At 73.5% G+C, this 16,780-nt stretch carries 15 protein-coding genes; 13 read left to right on the top strand and 2 right to left on the bottom strand.

Going from position 1 to position 16,780, the window contains the following annotated elements; genetic code table 11:
• Nucleotides 1-3 precede the first annotated feature (3 nt).
• The 5 genes from AB0924_RS03740 to AB0924_RS03720 are packed head-to-tail and all read left to right on the top strand — an operon-like array spanning nt 4 to nt 6,434.
• Nucleotides 4-2,784, top strand: coding sequence for a PEP/pyruvate-binding domain-containing protein (locus AB0924_RS03740; RefSeq protein WP_366910561.1), 2,781 nt, complete (start codon nt 4-6; stop codon nt 2,782-2,784).
• Nucleotides 2,775-3,860, top strand: a complete 1,086-nt coding sequence (locus tag AB0924_RS03735; protein ID WP_366910560.1) for a ketoacyl-ACP synthase III family protein — start codon at nt 2,775-2,777, stop codon at nt 3,858-3,860. Before AB0924_RS03740 ends, AB0924_RS03735 begins: the two co-directional genes overlap by 10 nt.
• A complete protein-coding gene (locus AB0924_RS03730) occupies nt 3,857-4,294 on the top strand; it encodes a nuclear transport factor 2 family protein (protein WP_366910559.1) in 438 nt (145 codons plus the stop codon). Before AB0924_RS03735 ends, AB0924_RS03730 begins: the two co-directional genes overlap by 4 nt.
• The gene (locus AB0924_RS03725) at nt 4,291-5,559 is read left to right on the top strand and encodes a cytochrome P450 (RefSeq protein ID WP_358932120.1); all 1,269 of its coding nucleotides are present in this window, start codon (nt 4,291-4,293) and stop codon (nt 5,557-5,559) included. Before AB0924_RS03730 ends, AB0924_RS03725 begins: the two co-directional genes overlap by 4 nt.
• Nucleotides 5,553-6,434 carry a hypothetical protein gene (locus AB0924_RS03720; protein ID WP_366910558.1) on the top strand — a complete coding sequence of 294 codons (882 nt, stop codon included), beginning with the start codon at nt 5,553-5,555 and terminating at the stop codon, nt 6,432-6,434. Before AB0924_RS03725 ends, AB0924_RS03720 begins: the two co-directional genes overlap by 7 nt.
• A 6-nt stretch (nt 6,435-6,440) precedes the next feature.
• Here AB0924_RS03720 and AB0924_RS03715 read toward each other — a convergent pair whose 3' ends face one another.
• Entirely contained in the window at nt 6,441-7,481 is a 1,041-nt protein-coding gene (locus tag AB0924_RS03715) for a serine hydrolase (RefSeq protein ID WP_358932124.1), read from the bottom strand.
• A 138-nt stretch (nt 7,482-7,619) separates the two neighbouring features.
• Here AB0924_RS03715 and AB0924_RS03710 point away from each other — a divergent pair, with 138 nt between their 5' ends.
• On the top strand, nt 7,620-8,351 hold the full coding sequence (locus AB0924_RS03710; protein ID WP_366910557.1) for an SseB family protein: 732 nt from the start codon (nt 7,620-7,622) through the stop codon (nt 8,349-8,351).
• A gap of 27 nt (nt 8,352-8,378) precedes the next feature.
• Here the strand turns inward: AB0924_RS03710 and AB0924_RS03705 are convergent, their stop codons facing one another.
• Entirely contained in the window at nt 8,379-8,735 is a 357-nt protein-coding gene (locus tag AB0924_RS03705; protein ID WP_358932128.1) for a DUF1844 domain-containing protein, read from the bottom strand.
• Between the two features lie 363 nt (nt 8,736-9,098).
• On the opposite strand from AB0924_RS03705, the gene infC reads away from it, so the two are divergent.
• The 7 genes from infC (at nt 9,099) to pheT (ending at nt 16,509) form a co-directional block, all read left to right on the top strand.
• Nucleotides 9,099-9,749: a translation initiation factor IF-3 gene (gene infC / locus AB0924_RS03700; RefSeq protein WP_351664179.1), complete on the top strand. Its 651-nt coding sequence runs from the start codon at nt 9,099-9,101 to the stop codon at nt 9,747-9,749.
• A 112-nt stretch (nt 9,750-9,861) separates the two neighbouring features.
• A complete protein-coding gene (gene rpmI, locus AB0924_RS03695; protein WP_003977225.1) occupies nt 9,862-10,056 on the top strand; it encodes a 50S ribosomal protein L35 in 195 nt (64 codons plus the stop codon).
• 100 nt (nt 10,057-10,156) lie between these two features.
• Nucleotides 10,157-10,540: a 50S ribosomal protein L20 gene (rplT, locus tag AB0924_RS03690; protein ID WP_030381833.1), complete on the top strand. Its 384-nt coding sequence runs from the start codon at nt 10,157-10,159 to the stop codon at nt 10,538-10,540.
• A 119-nt stretch (nt 10,541-10,659) separates the two neighbouring features.
• On the top strand, nt 10,660-11,520 hold the full coding sequence (locus tag AB0924_RS03685; RefSeq protein WP_358932130.1) for an RNA methyltransferase: 861 nt from the start codon (nt 10,660-10,662) through the stop codon (nt 11,518-11,520).
• Nucleotides 11,521-11,570: 50 nt separating this feature from the next.
• Complete coding sequence (locus AB0924_RS03680) at nt 11,571-12,719, top strand: ATP-binding protein (RefSeq protein ID WP_366910556.1); 1,149 nt, start codon at nt 11,571-11,573, stop codon at nt 12,717-12,719.
• 146 nt (nt 12,720-12,865) lie between these two features.
• Entirely contained in the window at nt 12,866-13,987 is a 1,122-nt protein-coding gene (gene pheS / locus AB0924_RS03675) for a phenylalanine--tRNA ligase subunit alpha (RefSeq protein ID WP_358932134.1), read from the top strand.
• Nucleotides 13,987-16,509 (top strand): phenylalanine--tRNA ligase subunit beta, encoded by a 2,523-nt coding sequence (pheT, locus tag AB0924_RS03670; RefSeq protein WP_366910555.1) that lies wholly within the window; start codon nt 13,987-13,989, stop codon nt 16,507-16,509. The genes pheS and pheT overlap by 1 nt, the downstream gene beginning before the upstream one ends.
• Nucleotides 16,510-16,780 lie beyond the last annotated feature (271 nt).

The following is a 16,780-nucleotide window of genomic DNA, read 5'->3' as shown; positions in this document are numbered from 1 at the left end:
TCCATGGCCTCCACGACCCCGCTCGCCCACTCCGGCCCGGCCACCGGACACGGCCCGCTGCTGGCCGGCACCGGCGGCGATCCCGGTACCGCGCCGGCCGATCCGGCCCTGGTGGGCCACAAGTTCTCCCGGCAGCACGAGATGCGCCGCGCCGGGCTCCCCGTCCCCGCCTTCTTCGCTCTGACCGCCGAGGCGTACACCGCCTGCGTGCCGGTACCCGCCGGCTTCCCGGGCGCCGGGGCGGGCACCGAGGAGCTGACCGCCTGGGCCCGCGCCGCGCGCGACGAGGTCCGCGCCGCCCCGCTGCCGCCCGGCCTCGCCCGGCAGGTGCTCGCCGGCTTCGACGAACTCGCCGGTCCCGAAGGGCTGGTGGCCGTGCGCGGCTGCGTCGCCGCCCAGCCGGACGGCAGCGGCGAGGACGGCGCCGACGACCCGTTCGCCGGACTCTCCGACAGCTACCTGTACGTCCGCCGGGAAGCCCTCCTGGACCGCGTAGCGGACTGCTGGGCCTCCGCCTACAACCCCGAGGCCGTGCTCTACCGCGTGCGGCGCGGCGTCGACGCCACCGCCGTGCGGGTCGCGGTCGGCGTCCAGCGGATGGTGCCCGGCGTGCGGTCCTTCGTGATGTTCACCAGCGATCCGCGCGGCGGCGCCGACCAGGCGGTGGTGGCCGCCGCACACGGCATCGGCGAGGGCATCGTGCAGGAGAAGGCCGACATCGACCACTTCTTCATGGACCGAGCCACCGGCACCGTACGGGCCGAACTCACCGTCAAGTCCGTGATGGCGGGCCTGGACCCGGCCCGGCCGGACGCCGGCCCGGTGCTGCTGCCCGTCCCGGACGCGCTCGGCGGACCGCCCGTGCTGTCCGACGACGAGGTCCGCGCCATCGGCGCGCTGGCCGCCCGCGCCGAGGAACTCTTCGGCGGCCCCCAGGACATCGAGGGCACCCTCACCGCCGACGGCCGGATCCACCTCGTCCAGGCCCGGCCCGTGGTCCGTGCCGCGGCCCCGCGCGAGGAGAGCGCGCCGCCGGTGCCGTGGACCAACCACAACCTCACCGAGTCCTTCCCCGGCGTCACCTCCACGCTGACCTACTCCCAGGCCCGCGTCTTCTACCGGACCGGCTTCGCCGACTTCTACCGGCGGCTCGGCGTGCCCGAGGACTCCCTGCGCCGCAGCCGGCACCACCTCAGCCGGATGATCGGGCACCTCGACGGGCGGGTCTACTACCGCCTCGACGCCTGGTTCGCGCTGCACGGCCAGATCCCCGGCTTCGACCTCATCCGCCCCATGTGGCAGCGCTCCCTCGGCCTCACCGAACACGACCAGGACACCGCCCCGGACCGGGCGGCCCGCCGCCGTGCCTGGAAGCAGGTCCTGCGCGCCGCCCCCCGCCTCACCCGCGCCTACGTGGCCCAGCCGCGCCGGCTGCGCGAGTTCCTGCGCTGGTGGGACGAGCTGATGGCGCGCTGGCCGTCCTTCGAGGACTGCACCGCCGACGAACTCATCGCCCGCTACCGCACCATGTGGGCCGAGGCCGAGCACCGCTGGGGCGTCACCATGGTCGCCAGCTACTTCGCCCTGGTCTCCCTGACCTGCGCCGACGCCCTCCTGGAGCGCTGGGTGCCGGACGGCCGCGCGCTGCTGCCCCGGCTGATGGGCGGCGGCCGCCCCAACCGCACCCTCGCCTCCGTCCGCTCGGCGCTCGCCCTCGCCGAACGCGCGGCCGCCGACCCGGCCCTGCGCACCGCCGTCCTGGAACGCCCCGCGCCCGAGGTCTGGCGGGAGATCACCGAGGGGAAGTACGGCACCGCCACCGCCGACGCCTTCGCCCGGCACCTGCGGACCTACGGCGACCGCGCGCTGCACGACCTGAAACTGGAGGTCCTCACCCCGCGCCAGGAACCCTGGCAGATCGTCACCGCGCTGCGCCCCTACATCGGCCAGGGGCTGACCGTCGCCGCCAACGAGGCCGATGAGGCCGCCGCCCGCGACGCCGCCCGTAATGCCCTGCGCGAGGCCTGCCCCGCCCCGCTCCAGCGGGCCGCGCTCGGCGCGGTGCTGGCCTCGCTGCGCTTCAGCGTCAAGGCCCGTGAGGACACCCGGTTCTGCCGCAGCCAGCTCTACGGCGTCTCCCGCGAGGTCATGCGCGGGCTCGCCCGCCGACTCGTCGACGCGGGACTGCTGGACCGGGCCGAGGACATCGTCCACCTCCAGACCGAGGAGGTGCTCGGCGCCTTCGACGGCACCCTGCCCGACACCGACCTGCGCGCGCTGGTGCGCCGGCGCGCCGCCCGGTTCGCCGGGAGCGCGGCCGCCGCCGACCCGCCCGCCTACTTCACCGTCCCCGGTGACCTGCCCGTGCCGGTCGCGCTGGTCTCCCGCCAGGACACCGCGGCGGCCGGAGGACCCGACGCGGACGGCGTACTGCGCGGCATCGCCTCCAGCAGCGGCACGGCACGCGGCCGCGCCCTCGTCGTCCGGGACACCGACGTACCGCCCGAGCGTTGCGTGGGCCGGATCCTCGTCGCCAAGGAGACCGACCCCGGCTGGCTGGCGCTGATGATGGCCGCCAAGGGCATCGTCGTCGAGCGCGGCAGCCTCGTCTCGCACACCGCCATCAGCGGCCGGCTGCTCGGCGTCCCCACGGTCGTCGCGGTCCGCGAGGCCATGACGGCCATCGAGGACGGCGCCTGGATCGAGCTCGACGGCACCAACGGCACCGTACGGCTGCTGCCCGACGACGGCACCGCGGCGGGGGAGGACGGACCGTGCGCGTGACCAACCTGTTCATCGACGGTCTCGGCTGCTACCTGCCCCGGCCCCACCCGGCCGACCGCGCGGTCGCCGAGGGCCGCTACGCCGAGGACGAGTGGCGGGCCGGCGGCTGGACCGGCGCCGCCGTCGCGGGCGCCATATCACCGCCCGAGATGGCGGTGGAGGCCGCCTGCACCGCACTCGAACGCTCCGCGCACCCGGCCGCCGACATCGCGCTCGTGCTGCACGCCTCGCTGCACGAGCAGGGACCCGAACTGTGGACCCCGCACCAGTACGTGCTCCGGCACGCGGTCGGCACCCGGGTCCCGGCCATGGAGGTCCGGCAGGGCTGCAACGCGGCCCTCGGTGCCATGGAACTGGCCCACGGCCACCTGAGCGCCGACCCGTCCCGCACGGCCGCGCTGGTGACCGCCGCCGAGAACTTCGGCACCGAACGCGTCGACCGCTGGCGCTACCAGAGCGGCGCCCGGATGAAACGCCCCTCCATCCTCGGCGACGCGGCCACCGCCGCCGTGCTGTCCACCCGGGGCGGCTTCGCCCGCGTCCTGTCCCTCGTCTCCGGCTCGCTGCCCGAACTGGAGGAGATGAACCGGCCGCGCGGCCCCCTCTTCCCGCCCCGGCGCACCCGCACCGGCCGGATCGACCTGGTCGCCCGGATGATCGACTACGCCCGCAGCGACCCCGGCGCCGCCACCCTGGCCCGCAAGGCCGTGGACGCGGCCCGCACCGAGACCGGACTGCGCGCCATCGAGGACGCCGGACTGCGGCCCGGAGACATCACCCGCGTCACCCACGTCCTGTCCGGCGGCCCCGAGTACATCCGCTCGGTCCTCGAACCCCTGGGCATCGACCCGGCCCGCGGCGTCCTCGAGTTCGGCCGCGCCCTCGGTCACATGACCACCAGCGACCACTTCGCCGCCCTGCACCACCTCGTGGAGACCCGCGAAGTCGGCCCCGGCGACCGGGTGCTGATGCTCAACAACAGCTTCGGGGTCTCCCTGTTCGCCGCCGTCGTCGAGATCACCGCCACCCCGTCCTGGGCCACCGGGACGCCCTCCCCGTACAAGGAACGGACATGACCCAGCAGCAGACCCTCGCCCCGGCACCCGGGGCCACGACCGCCGTGGACCGGTGGATCGACGCCCTGAAGGACGGCTGGCGGGCCCGCGACGCGGACGCCATCGCCGCCCTCTTCACCGACGACGCCGTCTACCACCAGGGCCCCTACGGCGCCCCGCACACCGGCCGCGAGGCAGTCGCCGCGCACTGGCGCACCACCCTGTCCCGGCAGAAGGACGCCCGCATGTGGTTCGGCGAGCCCGTGGTCTCCGGGGAGCGGGCCGCCGTGGAATGGTGGTGCGTCCTGTACGACCCGGCCACCGGCGCGCCCCGCAACGCGGCCGGCTGCCTGGTGCTCCGCTTCGCCGCCGACGGCCGCTGCGCCTCCTTCCACGAGTACTGGCACGGCGCCCCGGACCAGGAGCTCGAGCCCGCCGAGGGGTGGCTGCGATGACCGGGGCGCCCACCGTGCGGTGCCCGGTCACCGGGGCCGGCCCGGACCGGCAGCCGCCCGCCTACCCCTTCCCGGACCTGCCCGGCATCAGCCTCGACCCCGGCCGGCTCGCCCGCCTCCGCGAGGAGCCGCTGGTGCCGGTGCGGCTCGGGAACGGCCGGGACGCGCTGCTCGTGACCCGTCACGAGGACGTCAGGACCGTGCTGTCCGACGACCGCTTCAGCCGCGAGGCCTGGGCCGGCGGCACCCTGTTCGCCCGGAAGTCCAGCGCCCTGGCCCTGGTCACCAGCGACGCGCCCACCCACACCCGGCGCCGCAGCCGGGTCCAGGCCCGCTTCACCCACCGCAGGGCCGAGGAGGACCGGCCCCGCATCGCCGCGATCGCCGCCGAACTGCTGGACCGGCTGCGCGCCGCCGACGGCCCCGTCGACCTGATCGCCGAGTTCACCACCCCGTTCCCGTACCGGGTGATCTGCGAGATGCTCGGCGTGCCCGTGGCCGACCTGGACCGGCTGCTGCCCGAGGTCACCGTCATGATGTCCGCCGGGCGCTTCACCCCCGAGGAGAGCGCCCGGGCCCACGCCTTCATGTACGACTACTTCTTCGGGCAGCTCACCGGGCGCCGCGCGGCCGTCGAGGCCGGCCGGCCCGGCGACGACCTGCTCACCCAGCTGCTGACCGCGCCGCCGGACACCAGGCTCAGCGACGAGGAGATCGCCGTCTTCGGCTTCGGCCTGATGATGGCGGGCGGCGAGACCACCGCCTCCCACCTCGCCATGTGCGTGCTGCACGTGCTCGGCACGCCCGGCCTCGCCGACCGGCTGCGCCGCGACCCTTCGGCGGTCCCGGCCGCCGTGGAGGAACTGGTGCGCTGGGTCTGGTTCGCCGGCACCGGCGGCCAGCCGCACGTCACCACCGAGGAGGTGCTCCTGGCGGGCCGCGTCCTGCCCGCCGGCCAGGTGGTCGTCCCGCTCACCGACGCGGCCAACCGCGACCCGGACGTCTTCCCCGACCCGGACGTCTTCCGCGCCGACCGCGCGCCCAACCCGCACATCGGGTTCGGCCACGGCCGCCACCTGTGCCTCGGCGCGGCCCACGCGCGCGTGGAGCTCCAGGAGGGCCTCACCGCCGTGCTCGCACGGCTCGACGGACTGGAGCTCGCCGTCGACCCGGCCGAACTGAGCTGGCGGGACCGGATGTTCATGCGCGGCGTGTGGGAACTCCCCGTGCGCGTCCGCCCGTCGGGTCAGGTACGGCCGTGCTGAGCCGCTGGGCCCGCTTCGTGGCGGGCAGCTACCCACCGCTGCCGTCCGTGGCGTTCGCGTTCCTGTGGGCCTACGGCGTCTCCGGGCTGTTCGCGGTCGTCCAGCCCGCGCACCCCGCCTGGCGCCCCGGCCCCGGCACGCTCACCGCGGCGCTCACGCTCACCGTCACACTGCTGCTGATGCGGGCCGTGGACGACATCCGCGACCTCGCCTACGACCGCGCGTTCAACCCCCGTCGGCCGCTGGCCTCCGGCGCCGTGCGCGAACGCGACCTGCTCGTGCTGTGCGCGGCCGGCGCGGTCCTCGTCCTCGCCCTGAACACGGGCCGCCCGGCCGCCCTCGCGGTGCTCGCCGGGCAACTCCTCTACTGCGCCCTGGTGCTGGCCGCCGACCGGGTCCTGGACTGGCCGCCGGGCGACCGGCTGCTGCTCAGCCTCCTGATCAGCTTCCCCGCCCAACTGCTGCTGCACATCTACCTGTACACCCGCTACCTGGGCGACACCGGGCAGAGCGCCGGCCGCGGGGGAGTGCTGGCCATCGTGATCACCGTGCTGGTCACCGTCCACCTGGAGTTCGCCAAGAAGATCACCCGCAGGCTCGAGCCGGGTGAGCGCAGCTACGTCAGCACCCTCGGCCTCGGCGGCACCGTCGCCGTGGCGCTCGCCGCCCCCGTGCTGTCGGTGCTGCTGCTGGTCACGCAGGCCCGCCCGGAGGCGCTGCTGGTGCCGCTCGCCCTGCTGCCGCTGCTGCTGCCCGCCCGGGCCGGCTGGCGGTTCTTCCGGGCCCACGCCCCGCGCTGGCCGGCCGCTTCCGCCGCCTACTACGTCCTGTCCACCTTCGCCTGCTACCTGGCACTGAGCCTGGCCTACGGCTGACCGGCCTCACGAACCGGCGGCGGGCTCCGTCCCCGAGGCGGCGGAGCCCGTGCCCGAGGCGGCGGAGCCCGTCCCCGGGGACGCGGTGGAGCCGTCCCGCGTGAAGGCCGACACCGCCGCCTTCGCGGCCGCCTCCACCAGGGAGATCCCTTCAGCTTTCGTGGCGGTTCCCCGCGACAGCACCGCCACCAGGTACGCGGTGCCGTCCACCGTCACCCGCCCGACGCTGTTCACGTCCCACAGCCCGGTCGTACTGCGCGCCAGCCACCCGTTCTTCAGCGCCCACGAGGAACCGGCGGCCGACACCCCCCACTGCTGATCGGCCTCCACTGCCCCCATCAGCTTCCGCACGTACGCGCGCGAGGCGGCGCTCAGCTCCGAGTCCTCCCCGAACACCTGCCGCAGCAGCAGAAGCTGGTCGGCCGCGGTGGTCTGCGTCAGCCCCCACAGCTCACCGTCGCCGCCCGAGGTGTGCGTGAGCCCGAACCGCTCGTTCGCCGCGTCCAGCCCCCCGGCCCGGCCGATCGCGCGCCACAGCGCGGTGGCGGACGCGTTGTCGCTGTTCTCGATCATCTTCGTGGCGTCCGCCCGCTCCGCCGCGGTCAGCCCCCGGCCGGCGTCCTGCGCCTGGAGCAGCAGCGCGGCCAGGATGTCCACCTTGACGATGCTGGCCGTGTCGAAGGCGTCCGTCCCGAACGTGGCGCTCTCTCCCGAGCCCGTCTCCAGCACCGCCGCCGACACCCGGGCCCCCGACGGCACGGTCACCGATGCCATGGACCGCGCCAGCAACGCCTCACGGTTCACCGTCACCGGCTGTGCCGTGCTCTCCACCGACGCCTCCTCACCCGCCGCGGCCGAGGAGGAGGCCGACGGCGACGAGGCCGACGATACGGTCCCGGCACCGGAGTGCGCGCGCGCCGTCACATAGGCCGTGCCGCCCGCCGTGACCCCGCCCATCGCCACGACCGCCAGGGCGGCGAGCAGCAGCGGGGGGCGAGAGCGGCGGGCGCGGCGGGCGGCACGGCGGCCGGATCCGGAGGACTCCATGGCCGCGATGCTCGGGGCGGTCGCTGTGGGCTCCGTAGGACGGACCTGAGAACCACGTCAGCGAATCCCGGAGCCCCCGGTGAATCCGGCTCCGGGCCGGGACGGGCACGGCGCCGGCCTCCCTATAGGGTCGGGACCGTGGCGAAGAAGAACATTCCCGACTCCGGCTACTCCGACGACGACGGCTCCGCCGACCCCCGGCTGAGCGCCGCGCTCGCCGCCTGGGCGGGGGACCGCACGGCCGTCGGGCCGGTCCTCACGGCGCTGAAGGGCGCCCGGCTGCTGGTTCCGGTCGTGGCCGTGCTCGGGGAGGTCGAGGAGGACGAGAACGGACTGCGCCGTGAGAAGACCAGCGACATGGCGGTGCCGACGCTGAAGGCGGGTGACCGCACCGCCCTGCCCGCCTTCACCTCCACCGAGTCCCTGGCCCGCTGGGACCCCTCGGCCCGGCCCGTCGCCGTTCCCCTGCACCAGGCGCTGGAGGCCGCCGCGCACGAGAAGGCGGACACGGTCGTACTCGACCTCGCCGGACCGGTGCCCTTCGAGCTGACCGGTCCCGCGCTGCTCGCCCTGGCCGAGGGCCGTACCAGCACCGACCCGCTCACCGACCCGGCCGTTCTCGGAGCCGTGCGCGGCGCCGTCGCCGCCGAGCCCGCGGTCCTGCGCGCCCACCTCGGTCCCGGGCAGGCCGACGGCACCCTCGTCCTCGTCCTCGACCCGGCCGCCGCGCCCGCCGAGGCCGCCCGCGCGGTCGCCGGGCGGCTGGCCGCCGACGAGACACTGAGGGCCCGCCTGGTACGCGGCCTCGACCTGGCACTGCTGCCGGCCGGGACGACGCCTCCGGGCGAGCCCTTGTTCGTGCGGGAATGAGTACGCGGGTCGCGTACGGGGACCGGGTCAGCCGTAGATCGGGCCGGTGTACTTCTCGCCCGGACCCTGGCCCGGCTCGTCCGGCACGATCGAGGCTTCGCGGAACGCGAGCTGCAGCGACTTCAGGCCGTCCCGCAGCGGGGCCGCGTGGAAGGAGCTGACCTCGGTGGCGCTCGCGTCCAGCAGACCGGCGAGCGCGCTGATCAGCTTGCGGGCCTCGTCGAGGTCCTTGAACTTCTCGCCCTCCTCGCTCAGCCCGAGCTTCACGGCGGCGGCGCTCATCAGGTTGACGGCGACCGTCACGATCACCTCGACGGCGGGGACCTCGGCGATGTCCCGGGTCATCGCGTCGAAGTCGGGGGACTCAGGAGGGGTGTCACTCATGCCCCACACGATATGCGTTCCGCGTTGCGCCTTCTCAATTAGCCCTTGTCAAGCGATCCTGCTAACCTTGTTCACGACCGGCCGGACATGCTGTGCCCGGCCCACAAGTGGAGGCTCCGATCTCCCACCTGACCGCCCCCCGGGACGGCGGGTCTCCGGTCAGACGGCCACCATCGTTCCGTACGGACGATGGAGCCGTCCGAATCGCGCCCCGCGGTCTCCGCGGCGGTGCTCCGGTAGCTATGGGAGCCCCGCCTGTGATCGTCCGGGGCATTTTTTGTGTCTCGGCGCGGTTAGGTCTGTCGAAACAGACAATACGCGGCTGTCCGCCAGGCGGTCGCGTGGTGCTACCGAGGAGGATCCATCAGCGCCGAGCCCCGCATCAACGACCGGATTCGCGTTCCCGAGGTGCGACTCGTCGGTCCCAGTGGCGAGCAGGTGGGCATCGTCCCGCTGGCCAAGGCACTGGAGCTTGCGCAGGAGTACGACCTGGACCTGGTCGAGGTCGCGGCGAACGCCCGTCCGCCCGTGTGCAAGCTCATGGACTACGGGAAGTTCAAGTACGAGTCGGCCATGAAGGCCCGTGAGGCGCGCAAGAACCAGGCGCACACGGTCATCAAGGAGATGAAGCTCCGGCCGAAGATCGACCCGCACGACTATGACACCAAGAAGGGTCACGTCGTCCGGTTCCTCAAGCAGGGCGACAAGGTCAAGATCACGATCATGTTCCGTGGCCGCGAGCAGTCCCGCCCCGAGCTGGGCTACCGACTGCTGCAGCGTCTCGCGGAAGACGTCCAGGACCTCGGTTTCGTGGAGTCGAACCCGAAGCAGGACGGCCGCAACATGATCATGGTCCTCGGTCCGCACAAGAAGAAGACCGAGGCGATGGCCGAGGCTCGCCAGGCGCAGGAAGCCCGCAAGGCTGACGCGAAGGCCAACCCCGGCAAGTCGCAGAACGCCGCCGAGGCCGGACTCGAGGCCGAGGCGCCGTCCGAGGAACCTGCCGAGGCGTGATCCCGGGGGACGCGAGTCCCCGAGGATGTAACCGAAACAAGAGCGACGCTCCACCGTGCCCGGTTCTCACGACCGGGCACCGGAGCGCCACCGACGAGGAGAGAACGGCGCTATGCCGAAGAACAAGTCGCACAGCGGTGCCAGCAAGCGCTTCAAGATCACCGGCTCCGGCAAGGTGCTCCGTGAGCGCGCCGGCAAGCGCCACCTGCTCGAGCACAAGTCGTCCCGTGTGACGCGTCGCCTCACCGGCAACGCCGAGATGGCCCCGGGCGACGCCGCGAAGATCAAGAAGCTTCTCGGCAAGTGACGCCCGGCGTCGCCTGAGCGACGCCGTACGTCTGGACCGGGACCCATTCGTTTCCGGGCCGCGTGAGTATCCCCGCGGCCCCGCTACAAGGAGTTAAGAAGTGGCACGCGTCAAGCGGGCAGTCAACGCCCACAAGAAGCGCCGGGCGATCCTCGAGCAGGCCTCCGGCTACCGCGGTCAGCGTTCGCGCCTGTACCGCAAGGCCAAGGAGCAGGTCACCCACTCGCTGGTCTACAACTACAACGACCGCAAGAAGCGCAAGGGCGACTTCCGTCAGCTGTGGATCCAGCGCATCAACGCCGCTGCCCGCGCCAACGGCATGACCTACAACCGCTTCATCCAGGGTCTGAAGGCCGCGAACGTCGAGGTCGACCGCAAGATCCTGGCCGAGCTGGCCGTCAACGACGCCAACGCGTTCGCCGCGCTGGTCGAGGTCGCCCAGAAGGCTCTGCCGAGCGACGTCAACGCGCCCAAGGCCGCGTGACGCTGCGCCGGCTGTAGGCCGGCTCATGGACCCGCAAGCCGTTGTGGCTTGCGGGTCCTGTCATTGGGGTCGCCGGCCGGCCGCTGCCCCTCGGAGTTCTCTCGAAGGTGAAGAAGAAGATGCCCCCCGTCAGCCCCGAGTTGATCTCTTCCCGGTCCGGTCGTGTCGCCGCTGCCCGGCGGCTCGGCAGGCGGAACTTCCGGGGGAAGGACCGGCTGTTCCTCGCGGAGGGGCCGCAGGCCGTCCGGGAGGCCGCCGGGCACCGGGTGGACGGGACGCCCACGCTCGTCGAGCTGTTCGCCACGGTCGAGGCCGCGGAGCGGTACGCCGACATCGTCGGGGCGGCGCGCGAGGCCGGTGCCCGGGTGCACCTCGCCTCCGAGGACGTCATCGCGGACATCTCCACCACCGTCACCCCGCAGGGCCTGGTCGGCGTCTGCCGGTTCCTGGACACCCCCTTCGAGGACGTCCTCGCCGCCCGGCCCCGGCTGGTCGCCGTGCTCGCCCACGTGCGCGACCCGGGCAACGCCGGCACCGTGCTGCGCTGCGCCGACGCCGCCGGCGCCGAGGCCGTCGTACTCACCGACGCCTCCGTCGACCTGTACAACCCCAAGGCGGTACGCGCCTCCGTCGGCTCCCTCTTCCACCTGCCGGTCGCCGTCGGCGTGCCCGTCGAGCGGGCCGTCGAGGGGCTGAAGGACGCCGGAGTGCGCATCCTCGCCGCCGACGGAGCGGGCGACCGCGACCTGGACGAGGAACTGGACAAGGGCACCATGGGCGGCCCCACCGCCTGGGTGTTCGGCAACGAGGCCTGGGGGCTCCCGGAGGAGACCCGCGCGCTGGCCGACGCCGTCGTGCGCGTCCCCATCCACGGGAAGGCCGAGAGCCTGAACCTCGCCACCGCCGCCGCCGTATGTCTCTACGCGTCGGCGCGCGCCCAGCGCGCCTCCGCAGGGTGCCGCTCCGTCACCCAGAGCTAGTAGGGTGTCCGGCTCGGGGCCCTGCGCCGTCTGAGAGGTGGGGTACGGGGATGAGGGTGGTCGGCAGCAGCAGCACCGCGCCGGACGGGCGGGACGCGCGCCGCACACCCGCGCCACCGCAAGCCGACCGCGTCGGCACCGGCCCCGCCATCGACCCCGACGAGCTGCCCGACGGCCTGGTGACCGCCGACGAAAACGGCCGCGTGACCTGCTTCAACGCGGCCGCCGAACGCATCACCGCCCTCCGCGCCGAGGACGCCCTCGGCCGGCACCTGGAGAAGGCGCTGCCGCTGGAGGACCTGGAGGGCCGGCGCTGGTGGCAGCTCACCGACCCCTACGGCGGCCTCGCCATCCGGGTGCGGCAGCCCGAGCGCAATCTGCTGCTGCCCGGCGGGCGGGAGGTGCTGGTCTCCGCGCGGTACGTGCGCGACGAGCCCCTCGGTCCCGTGCGCGGGGTGGTCGTCTCCCTGCGGGACACCGAGGCCCGCCACCGCACCGAGCGCAGCCACGCCGAGCTGATAGCGACGGTCGCGCACGAGCTGCGCTCCCCGCTCACCTCGGTGAAGGGCTTCACCGCCACGCTCCTCGCCAAGTGGGAACGCTTCACCGACGACCAGAAGCGGCTGATGCTGGAGACCGTCGACGCCGACGCCGACCGCGTCACCCGCCTCATCGCCGAGCTGCTGGACATCTCCAGGATCGACAGCGGGCGGCTCGAGGTGCGCCGGCAGCCCGTCGACATCGGCGCGGCCGTCGGCCGGCACATCCAGGCCTACGTCGCCGCCGGCCAGCAGGCCGACCGCTTCCTGCTGCGCGTCGAGCAGCCGCTGCCCGCCCTGTGGGCCGACCCCGACAAGGTCGACCAGGTGCTGAGCAACCTGCTGGAAAATGCGGTGCGGCACGGCGAGGGAACCGTCACCATTGACATCACGCCCGCGCCGTCCCCGCGCGAGGGCGAGGAAACGGCCACGTCGGTCACGGTGAGCGACGAGGGGCCCGGCATCCCGGAGGAGTCCATGAACCGCGTCTTCACCCGCTTCTGGCGGGGCAGCAAGCGCGGCGGGACGGGCCTCGGGCTGTACATCGTCAAGGGCATCGTCGAGGCTCACGGCGGCACCATCACGGTCGGCCGCGCCCCCGGCGGGGGCGCCGAGTTCCGATTTACGTTGCCCGTGTGCACGCCGGCGTATCTCGCCTAGCGGCCCACGGGCCATTCGTCCACCCCCACCCCGTTAGAATCGGCCTTTGGCACCTTTGTGTCCTGCACACGGCCCGCCGAGAGCCACAGCCGGCTCGAAGTCGGTGACGGGGACCGTCCGCCAGCCAATCGGAAGCACGGGAAGAGATGTCGGCACCGAATAAGTCGTACGACCCTGTCGAGGTCGAGGCGTTGAAACCGGAAGAGATCGAGCGCATGCGGGACGAGGCGCTCGCCGCCTTCGCCGCCGCGGACTCCCTCGAGGCGCTCCACGAGGCCAAGGTCGCCCACACCGGCCCCGCCTCCCCGCTGGCCCTCGCCAACCGCGAGATCGGCGCCCTGCCCCCGCACGCCAAGGCCGACGCCGGCAAGCGCGTCGGCATGGCCCGCGGTGCCGTGAACAAGGCCCTCGCCCGCCGCCAGGGCGAACTCGAGGCCGAGCGGGACGCCCGCGTGCTGGTCGAGGAGGACGTCGACGTCACGCTGCCCCACGACCGCGTCCCCGCGGGCGCCCGGCACCCGCTGACCACGCTCTCGGAGCGCATCGAGGACGTCTTCGTGGCCATGGGCTACGAGGTCGCCGAGGGCCCCGAGGTCGAGGCCGAGTGGTTCAACTTCGACGCCCTGAACATCGGCCCGGACCACCCGGCCCGCGGCGAGGCGGACACCTTCTTCGTGACCGGCCCGGACGGCACCGCCGACTCCGGCGTCGTGCTGCGCACCCACACCTCGCCCGTGCAGATCCGCTCGCTGCTCAGCCGTGAGCTGCCGGTCTACGTGATCTGCCCCGGCCGCGTGTACCGCACCGACGAGCTGGACGCCACCCACACCCCGGTCTTCCACCAGGTCGAGCTGCTCGCCGTCGACGAGGGCCTGACCATGGCCGACCTCAAGGGCACCCTGGACCACATGGTCCAGTCGCTGTTCGGCGAGGGCATGAAGACCCGGCTGCGGCCGAACTTCTTCCCGTTCACCGAGCCGTCCGCCGAGATGGACATGGTGTGCTACGTCTGCCGCGGCGAGTCCGTCGGCAACCCCGACCGGCCCTGCCGCACCTGCTCCAGCGAGGGCTGGATCGAGCTGGGCGGCTGCGGCATGGTCAACCCCAAGGTGCTGGCCGCCTGCGGTGTCGACCCGGAGAAGTACAGCGGGTTCGCCTTCGGGTTCGGCATCGAGCGGATGCTGATGTTCCGCCACAACGTCGAAGACATGCGAGACATGGTCGAGGGTGACGTCCGGTTCACCCGGCCGTTCGGGATGGAGATCTGATGCGGGTCCCGCTTTCTTGGCTGCGGGAGTACGTCGACCTGCCGGCGAGCGAAACCGGCCGTGACGTCCAGGCCAAGCTCATTTCGGCCGGCCTGGAGGTCGAGACCGTCGAGCAGCTCGGCGCCGACCTCAAGGGGCCGCTGGTCGTCGGCCAGGTGCTGACCATCGAGGAGCTGGAGGGCTTCAAGAAGCCGATCCGCTTCTGCACCGTCGACGTCGGCCGGGCCAACGGCACCGGCGAGCCGCAGGAGATCGTCTGCGGAGCCCGGAACTTCGCCGTCGGCGACAAGGTCGTCGTGGTCCTGCCCGGCGCCACGCTGCCCGGCGGCTTCTCCATCGCCGCCCGCAAGACCTACGGCAAGACGTCCCACGGCATGATCTGCTCCAGCGACGAGCTGGGCATGGGCGACGACGGCACCCACGGCATCATCGTGCTGCCGCCGGAGACCGAGGTCGGCAAGGACGCCATCGAGCTGCTCCAGCTCGTCGACGAGGTGCTGGACATCGCCGTCACCGCCAACCGCGGCGACTGCCTGTCCATCCGCGGCGTCGCCCGCGAGACCGCCATCGCCTACGGCCTGCCGCTCAGCGACCCGGCGCTGCTCGACGTGCCCGCGCCGAACGCCTTCGGCTACCCGGTCAAGGTCGCGGACCCGGTCGGCTGCGACCGCTTCACCGCCCGCACGGTCACCGGCCTGAGCCCTGAGGCACGCTCCCCGATCTGGCTGCGGCGCCGGCTGCAGAAGGTCGGCATGCGCCCGATCTCGCTCGCCGTCGACGTCACGAACTACGTGATGATGGAGCTGGGCCAGCCGCTGCACGCCTACGACCGGAACCTGGTCCAGGGCACGATCGGCGTGCGCCGGGCCGAGGAGGGCGAGAAGCTCGTCACCCTCGACGGCGTTGAGCGCAAGCTGCACTCCGAGGACCTGGTCATCACCGACGAGCGCGGCCCGATCGGTCTGGCCGGCGTCATGGGCGGCGCCAACACGGAGATCGCGGACCACGAGGACACCGGGAACGGGGTGAACGCCTCGACCGACGTGGTCATCGAGGCCGCCCACTTCGACGCCGTCTCGATCGCCCGTACGGCCCGCCGTCACAAGCTGTCCTCCGAGGCCTCCCGCCGCTTCGAGCGCGGCGTCGACCCGCAGGCCGCCGCGGCCGCCGCGCAGCGCACCGTGGACCTGCTGGTGCTGCTCGCGGGCGGCACGGCCGAGGCCGGTGTCACCGAGGTCGTCGCGCCCACCGCCCCGCGGACCGTCGCGGTCCCCGCGAACCACCCGGACCGGGTCGCGGGCGTGGACTACGGCCGCGAGACCGTGGTGCGCCGGCTGCAGGAGATCGGCTGCGACGTCCGGGGCCAGGACGAGCTGGTCGTCACGGTGCCGTCCTGGCGGCCCGACCTCACCGAGGCCAACGACCTCGCCGAGGAGGTCATCCGCCTGGAGGGCTACGAGAACCTGCCCTCCACGCTGCCGAAGCCGCCCTCCGGCCGCGGCCTGACCCACCGCCAGCGGCTGCACCGCCGGGTCGGCCGCGCGCTGGCCGGCGCCGGCTACGTCGAGGCGCCGAACTACCCCTTCGTCGGCGAGCAGGTCTTCGACCAGCTCGGCCTGGAGTCCGGTGACCCGGCCCGCCGCGTGGTGAAGCTGGTCAACCCGCTCAACGACGAGGAGCCCGCGCTCCGTACGACGCTGCTGCCGGGCCTGCTGGGCGCGCTGCGGCGCAACGACGGCCGCGGCTCGCACGACCTGGCCCTGTTCGAGACCGGCCTGGTGTTCCAGCCGCGCGAGGAGCAGCGCGCGGGCGTGCACCTGTCCGTCGACCGCCGCCCGACCGACGAGGAGATCGAGTCGCTGAACGACGCGCTGCCCGAGCAGCCCCGGCACGTCGCCGTGGTGCTCGCGGGCGCTCGTGAGCAGGCCGGCTGGTGGGGCAAGGGCCGCCCGGCGAACTGGGCCGACGCGATCGAGGCCGGCCGCGCCGTCGCCCGGGAGGCCGGTGCCGACCTGATCGTGCGCAAGGGCCAGTACGGCCCCTGGCACCCGGGCCGCTGCGCCGAACTGGTCGTGGCCGCCGACGGCACGGAGCGGGTCGTGGGACACGCGGGCGAACTCCACCCGCGGGTCCTCAAGGCGCTCGGTCTGCCCGAGCGCACCTGCGCGATGGAGCTGGACCTGGACGCCCTGGAGGCGGCCGGCGACGGCGTTCCGCAGGCGCCGAGCATCTCCACGTTCCCGGTGGCCACCCAGGACGTCGCCCTCGTGGTCGACAGGCCGGTCCCCGCCGCCGAGGTGGAGGCCGCGCTGCGTGAGGGCGCGGGCGAACTGCTCGAGTCCATCCGGCTGTTCGACGTGTACGAGAACGCGGAGCAGCTCGGCGACGGCCGCAAGTCCCTGGCCTACGCGCTGCGCTTCCGCGCGGGTGACCGGACGCTGACCGTGGACGAGGCGTCCGCTGCCCGGGACGCGGCGGTGGCCCTCGCGGGCGAGCGGACCGGAGCCGTGCTGCGCGGCTGATCCGCGTCGAAGCGGCCCGCCGACCCGGCTCGTCCGCCGGTCGGCGGCGACGGACCGGCCCCTGAGGGGCCGGTCCGTTCGTATTGTCCGCCGCCCCGGACGCCGGAGGCCGACCCGGCCAAGCCACCGCTTTTTGAGGGGGAGCCGGCGGCTTGGCCGGGTGACCAGTCAACCGGCAGCGCGACGCTCCGCGACAGTGCGCGCACGGTCCGGATGCGCGTACTCCGTTCACACCCCGTGTGAAGGCCGAGCCACTACGCTGACGGACACC

Source organism: Streptomyces sp. NPDC047869 (assembly GCF_040704065.1).
Taxonomy (GTDB): Bacteria; Actinomycetota; Actinomycetes; order Streptomycetales; family Streptomycetaceae; genus Streptomyces.
This window is presented reverse-complemented; position numbering and strand designations above follow the sequence as displayed.

Coding starts and splice junctions, on each gene's coding strand:
- AB0924_RS03740 (WP_366910561.1), top strand. CDS start 4: ATGGCCTCCACGACCCCGCTCGCCCACTCCGGCCCGGCCACCGGACAC.
- AB0924_RS03730 (WP_366910559.1), top strand. CDS start 3,857: ATGACCCAGCAGCAGACCCTCGCCCCGGCACCCGGGGCCACGACCGCC.
- AB0924_RS03725 (WP_358932120.1), top strand. CDS start 4,291: ATGACCGGGGCGCCCACCGTGCGGTGCCCGGTCACCGGGGCCGGCCCG.
- AB0924_RS03715 (WP_358932124.1), bottom strand. CDS start 7,481: ATGGAGTCCTCCGGATCCGGCCGCCGTGCCGCCCGCCGCGCCCGCCGC.
- AB0924_RS03705 (WP_358932128.1), bottom strand. CDS start 8,735: ATGAGTGACACCCCTCCTGAGTCCCCCGACTTCGACGCGATGACCCGG.
- rpmI (WP_003977225.1), top strand. CDS start 9,862: ATGCCGAAGAACAAGTCGCACAGCGGTGCCAGCAAGCGCTTCAAGATC.
- AB0924_RS03685 (WP_358932130.1), top strand. CDS start 10,660: ATGCCCCCCGTCAGCCCCGAGTTGATCTCTTCCCGGTCCGGTCGTGTC.
- AB0924_RS03680 (WP_366910556.1), top strand. CDS start 11,571: ATGAGGGTGGTCGGCAGCAGCAGCACCGCGCCGGACGGGCGGGACGCG.
- pheS (WP_358932134.1), top strand. CDS start 12,866: ATGTCGGCACCGAATAAGTCGTACGACCCTGTCGAGGTCGAGGCGTTG.
- pheT (WP_366910555.1), top strand. CDS start 13,987: ATGCGGGTCCCGCTTTCTTGGCTGCGGGAGTACGTCGACCTGCCGGCG.